This window comes from Streptomyces sp. NPDC085481, from assembly GCF_044541845.1.
Taxonomy (GTDB): Bacteria; Actinomycetota; Actinomycetes; order Streptomycetales; family Streptomycetaceae; genus Streptomyces.
This window is the reverse complement of record NZ_JBITTJ010000031.1, coordinates 1-4,145: the sequence shown is the minus strand read 5'-3', so window position 1 is coordinate 4,145 and position 4,145 is coordinate 1. Positions and strand designations below refer to the sequence as shown.

The following is a 4,145-nucleotide window of genomic DNA, read 5'->3' as shown; positions in this document are numbered from 1 at the left end:
CCGGTGGTGGCGTTCCACCAGGGGGTCTTCGGTGCGAGGACGGGCTTGCCGTCGGCGCCGATGGTGTAGGAGCCGGTCAGACCGCCGTAGAGCTCGCCGCCCGCGGTTCCGGGGTAGGAGAGCAGGTTGCCGTTGGCGTCGATGATCATCAGGTCGGCGATGCCGTCACCGCCGACGTCACCGGGGCCGTCCGCGCTGTCGCGCGGGGGGACGTAGGTGGCGTAGTCGGTGCGGGCGCTGACGTTGCCGAGCGCGTCCAGCGCGAACAGGTGCATCCAGTTCGGGCCGGCGTGCGGGGGCGTGAGGTTGGTCAGCGTGTAGGCGCCGTTGGTGGCGGTGACGTCGGTGTAGACCATGCCCTCCCAGCCCCAGCGGAACTTCGCCGCGCCGGGGGAGGTGATGGTCATGTTGCCGGTGCCGCCGAACTTCACGCTCGCCCAGGTCGCACCGTCGGAGGTGGCGCGCTTGAACGGGGTGGTGTCCTCGTCGACGGTGGGCGGCGGGGGCGCCGAGCCGTCGACGGTGACGGCGCAGTTCTCGGCGGTGTTGGGCGGGAAGTAGGAGGAGGCGGCGCCGGCCGCGTCCTCGGCACGCACGGCCCAGTAGTAGGTGGCCTTGTCCTCGAGCGAGGTCGACGGGATCGTCGTGGACGCCCAGCCGCCGCTCGGGGCGACGAGGGTGCCGGCGGGGACGGCGGTGCCGGCCTTCCAGAACTTGAAGCGCAGACCGGTGAGGTTGCCGTCGTTGTCGGAGGCGTAGGCCTTCAGCACGATGTTGGTCTTGCCGACCGTGACACCGGCGCCGGGGCCGAGCACGCAGGCGCCACCGGGGGTGGAGGTGCCGCTGGTGGGCTCGTTCGGCGGGGTGTTGAAGTCCACCGTGAACGTCGCCGACGTGGCACGGAACTTACGCCAGGTCTGCGTGTCGGACTCGCTGGTGGCACGCATGCCGAAGGTGATGTTCGACCAGCCACCGGTCGCGGCCTGCTGCGCGGCGGACAGGACCGCGGAGTTGTTGAAGGACTCGTAGTCGTCCGGGCAGGAGGTCGACCAGCCGTGCGCGAAGGACTTCGACTGCAGGTGGGTGGACCAGGACGGCTGCGAGTTCCACGTCGTACCGGTGGAGATGCCGCCGGTCAGGTAGAACTTGAACTCGCGGGTGGTGCAGGACCAGGAGTGGTTGTTCAGCACCTTGAAGGACGCCGCCGTGACGGTCGCGCCCTTCATCTTGGGGTCGAAGTCCATGCGCCAGAACGAACGGCCCAGACCACCGGTGTCCGACTCGTAGCCCACACGGGCATCGGAGGTGCCGGAGGAGAAGTTGGTGCCGTTGTAGAAGCTGGAGTTCGGGTACGGACGGTACGCCGTCGTCCACGCCTGCCAGCCCGCGTTCATCGTCGGGTCGACGAAGAGCGGGAACTTGACGTTCTTGTCGTCAAGGAGCTTGGTGGCGGCGACGTTCAGCGCGAGACGGGCGGCGCCCGTCTTGTCACCGTCGAGGGTGACGGGCAGCTGGGCGGACTTGGCACCGGGCTCGATGCCGGTGAGGCCGGACAGCTTGAGCACGTCGGCCGACGTAGCGGTCGAAGTCCGGTTGACGGTGCCGGCGGGCAGCTCGGGGTCGCGGCCGCTGGAGTCCCAGGCGAACGGGGTCGGGATCGAGCCGACCTCCTTGCCGGCCTTGTCCAGGACGAGCACGCGGTTGGTCTTGGTGTCGTGCTGGAAGGTCGCGGTGGCGGAGCGCAGCCCGTAGGAGACGGACTTCAGCGCCTCCTGCTGGGCGGCCTGCGGCGTCTTGACGATGAGGACCTGGGCGAAACCGCCCTCCTCACGCGCGACGAGCAGCAGGTCGACACCCGGAAGCACCTCGGAATAGAGCGCACGCGGGCCGTCGAGCACCGGCTCGGGCAGCACACCCGGCCACGTGTACGCGATGGTGTGCTTACCGAACTCCACCTCGGCCAGCAGCGACGCACCCGGCGTCTCGGCACGGGCGAACGAACGATCCGCACGCGACTTCTGCGCGCTGCCGTTCGCGAAACGAACGGGATACACGGCATTTGCGGGCGAAATGCCAAGTCCCCGGGGCGCCTTGTCGGAGCGCTGGAGCTTGTTGTCGATCGGCGCCCACTTGCCGGCGGCGTTCTTCGCCCGCTGAGGCAGCGCGTGCATCTGCGAACGCATCTGCCCGTTGGGCAGCGCCCACGTCAGCGAGGTCGCCGAGGTGGCGGTGTCGACGAGGACCTTCTTGCCACTGCGGACGGCCTCGGCCCTCGCAGCGGCCTCGTCCTTCGGGCCGGTGGAGGCCTGCTTGGCGTCGGTGGACTTGCCACCGGCGTTCGTCACAGGCGCGGAATCGGGCTGCCACCAGGGCAAAAGGGCAGCGGTGAGGGCGGCCAGCACGAGGCCGATGGTCAAAGACAGCCGCGTGCGCGTGCGCACGAAGGGGCTGAGATAACGAGGCGGCGCGGTCACGGCGGTCTACTCCCGTGTGAACCAGATGGATTGCGGACAGCACAAACAGCCCCTGACGGCAGGCCGCGGGGCAGAGAGCGGACACACGATCACACACCCACCACACCCCGTCCACACATGGGAATTTTATGAACCCGTTATGACCTGCGAAAACGGCCTGGAGCGCCCATCAACTAGGTCACTCTTGAGGCGTTTTAGGATGCTTGATAGTCGTTGATGTCCCGATTGATGCATACACCTCAAAGAGCAGCATTAGAGATCGTCTGTGACGAGCTGGGGTGTGACCCACTTCACCCCGCGCGTACGCAACCGGAAACGCCCGACCTTGCTCTCGGCGCTGCTCATGACAGAAAGTACGCACGCACGCGCCTGAACCAGGCGTGTGCATTTTGGTGTTTCCGCACCTCATTCGATGTCTGAATTGCCAGGGTGGGAGTCGACGCGCATGCGTGCTTCAGGTCCGCTGTCATGGTTGGGGCGGGGACGCCTAGCCATGACAGACTCGCAACGACGGAGTCGGCGGCGAAGCCGCGTGGCGACCGTCCTTTTGTTGTCCTCGACACTGACCGTGACGAGCCTGGGCGGGCAGGCGCTCGCCATCCCGGGCCCGGGCATGAACCGTGAGGAGTCGACCACCTCGGTCGACCTCCCGGACATCCCGAAGAGCACCGAGCTCGACGGTGACGCCGAGGCGCAGAAGACGCTGAGCACGGCGCCCGAGGTCCCGGTCGACAACTACGACCCGAAGGCCACCACCGCGTGGCCGTCGGGCACGGGTAACGCGACGCTGTCGGCGAGCACCACCCCGGGCACCACGGTTCCGGTCACCAACGGCCTGCCGGTCGCCATCGGTGTGCCCGCGGGTACCGACCCGGCCACCGTCGCCGGTGACTGGCAGGTCGGCCTCGCGCCCACCACGACCTCGCAGGACGCGGGCGTCTCGGGCGTCGTCATGAAGGTGACCCCGCCCGCGACGGTCGATCCGGCCGCCGAGGTCGCGCTGACCGTCGACACCACCGGCTTCGCCGACCTCTACGGGCCGAACGCCGCCGAGCGTTTCGGTCTGATGCTGCTGCCGGAGTGTGTGTACTCCTCCCCGACCACGGGTGACTGTGCGGACGACGGCGGTACGACCCCGATGGCCGGCAGCGACGAGGGCACCGGCGATGCCGAGCGTCTGAAGTCGACCGTGAAGATGGTGGCGGCGAAGGACGCGCCGACGAAGTCGACGGCGGCGAAGAACGCCAAGACCCGCCAGATCGTCACCGGCACGGTGCCGGTGTCCAGCCTGGTCGGCGAGGGCTTCGTGCCACAGCCGACGAAGGCCTCGCTGCGGTCCGGCGTCCAGCCGGCCGCCAACGCGGCCGGCGGCTCCGCGGTCGGCCTCCTCGACACCGGCTCCTCGGTGTCGGGTGACTTCACCGCCTCCCCGCTGCTGTCCTCCGGCTCCTGGTCGGCCGGCTCCTCCTCGGGCGCCTTCACCTACGGCTACCAGGTGCAGGTCCCGGAGACGGCCGGCGGCCTGATGCCGAAGATCAACCTGTCCTACTCCTCGCAGTCCGTCGACGGCCGTACGTCGTCGTCGAACAACCAGGCTTCGTGGATCGGTGACGGCTGGGACTACAACGCGGGTTCCATCACCCGTACGTACAACAACTGCCGCCAGGACTC

1 protein-coding gene and 1 pseudogene are annotated in these 4,145 nt (G+C 68.5%); one reads left to right on the top strand and one right to left on the bottom strand.

Translation table 11 applies throughout. From position 1 onward, the window contains the following. Positions 1–2,474, bottom strand: a 2,474-nt coding sequence (locus tag ACIGEZ_RS34140) for a DNRLRE domain-containing protein (RefSeq protein WP_399839288.1), incomplete at its 3' end; no start/stop codon positions are given. 613 nt (positions 2,475–3,087) lie between these two features. On the opposite strand from ACIGEZ_RS34140, the pseudogene ACIGEZ_RS34135 reads away from it, so the two are divergent. After that, positions 3,088–4,145: pseudogene (locus ACIGEZ_RS34135) on the top strand (sugar-binding protein); the annotation flags it as partial.